This is a genomic window from Aeromicrobium sp. PFPM2_SD2 (assembly GCF_057364525.1).
This window is the reverse complement of record NZ_JBNFNZ010000671.1, coordinates 1-899: the sequence shown is the minus strand read 5'-3', so window position 1 is coordinate 899 and position 899 is coordinate 1. Positions and strand designations below refer to the sequence as shown.

Here is an 899-nt window from a genome sequence, read left to right as displayed (position 1 = left end):
GGGTGCAGCGGCTCGGACCAGGTGCCGGCGAGCTCGTCGACGACCCGGCCGTGCACCGCGACCGCCTCGTCGACGCGGCCGGCGTCGCCGTGCAGGTCGATCAGCGCGGCCCCGGCGTGGATCGGCACCGTGACGTCGTCGCGCCAGACGGACTCGACGTGGGCCAGGTCGGTGGGGTCGGGCTGGTCGCCGCGCCCGGCCATGACCAGCAGCGCCAGGGCGGTCATGGACCCGCGGCACTCGCTCGGGGCGTCGTCGGGCAGCCGGGACATGCGCACCACGTCGTCCCACGTCCCGCGCAGGTAGGCGACGAGCGCGCCGAAGAAGCGGCCGTCGAAGCCGTACGGCGCCCACTGGTGACCGGTGGCGACGGCGCGCTCGTGCAGCACGGCGAAGTCGCGGGCGGCGCCGTCCAGGTCGCTGGAGTTGAGCCGCAGGAACCCCCGGTGGTGCAGGGCCCGCAGCTCGCCCATCACGTCACTCTCGGTGCGGAACGCCTGCGCGAGCTCGGTGTAGCGGCGGGCGGCGTCGTCGACGGCCAGGCTGCGGCGCACGAGCACGCGGGTCGCCGCGGCACGGGCGTCGGCCCGCAGGGCCGGGTCGTCGACCTTCTCGCTCAGCGTGACGGCGTGCTCGGCGTGCTCCAGCGCCTCGTCGTTGCGCCAGGAGTCGGCCAGCACCCGGGACCGCAGCACGTGGGCACGCACCGCCAGGGGCGAGTCGTCGGGCAGACCGTCGAGCAGCTCCTCGCTGAGCCGCAGGGCGTCGTCGTCGCGACCGGCGGTCTGCGAGAGCTCGCCGAGGGTCAGCAGCAGCCGCACCCGGTCGGGGCCGGGCTCGGGGCGGGCGTCGAGGTGCTGGCGGACGAACGACAGCGCGCGGACGAGCCGACCGGACAG

1 protein-coding gene is annotated in these 899 nt (G+C 76.1%); it reads right to left on the bottom strand.

Going from position 1 to position 899, the window contains the following annotated elements:
• Positions 1-899 (bottom strand): hypothetical protein (locus AC2W7G_RS17340; protein ID WP_485869533.1); only part of this gene is annotated, 899 nt, incomplete at both ends.